At 71.3% G+C, this 919-nt stretch carries 1 protein-coding gene and 1 pseudogene; both read left to right on the top strand.

Annotated elements, in window-relative coordinates; all coding sequences use genetic code 11:
• A partial coding sequence (locus tag ACYVE7_RS34770) for an FkbM family methyltransferase (protein ID WP_460370901.1) occupies positions 1-562 on the top strand: 562 nt, incomplete at its 5' end.
• 106 nt (positions 563-668) lie between these two features.
• Positions 669-919 (top strand): annotated as a pseudogene (locus ACYVE7_RS34765) (hypothetical protein); the annotation flags it as partial.

The raw sequence follows: 919 nt of genomic DNA, 5'->3' as shown, positions 1-919 counted from the left end.
GCTGCTCGCCCGCGCCGACCGGGTCGTGACGGTCGAAGCCGACCCGGAGCTGGCCGCCCTGCTCAGCCGGACCTTCCCGGCCGCCCGGGTGGTCTCCGCCGCGGCGTCCGACCACTCCGGCGGCGGCACCCTCTGGTCACCGCCCGGCGGCGCGATCATCGGGATCTCCTCGGTGGAGCACGGCGCGCCCGACGCCCTGGCCGTCCCGGTGCCGACCGTCCGGCTGGACGATCTGGACCTGCACGACGTCCGGTTCATGAAGTTCGACATCGAGGGCCACGAGGCGGCCGCCCTGCGCGGAGCGGAGCGGACGATCCGCCGCGACCGTCCCGTGCTGCTGGTCGAGCTGGAGGCCAGGCACGGCAACCTAGAGCCGGTCCGGGAGCTGCTGGCGGGCTGGGACTACCGCGGTGACGTCGGCGGCACTCCCCTGGAGGAGTTCGATCTTCCGGCGCATCAGGCCGCGCACAGTCATCAGCTCGGCCGCAGCTTCCCCGCTCGGGCCCTCCGGCCGGGCGATCGCTATCTGAATTCGGTACTCTTCCGACAAAGCTCGTCCTGATCAGGCCATGATTCAGCGCGGTTTGGCGTTTAATGCACTACGCCCCCGTTGTTACTTGTGGGTCAGGTGCGGTTGAATTCTCCCCTGACCCCCAGGAGGAAGCCCCGTGGATCGTCGCACCGACCGCACCATCGGCCTGGTCGCGATCATTGCCATCGCCTTCTTCCCGACGGCCACCCTGAGCATCAACAAGATCGGGAACCCGTTCGACGGGGGCCGGCCCCTGAACACGCCGATGTCGCCGCTCGCGGAGAACTACCCCGGTGCGCCCAAGCCGCCGCCGGTCGTGGAGAGCAGCGCGCCCGCGGCGAACCAGACGCCCGCGCAGCCGCTTCCCCCGCCGCCGCCCCCGCCGCG

The sequence above is a fragment of the Actinocorallia lasiicapitis genome (assembly GCF_054778695.1).
Note: the sequence above shows the minus strand (reverse complement) of the source record. Positions and strands in the feature narration are given on the sequence as shown.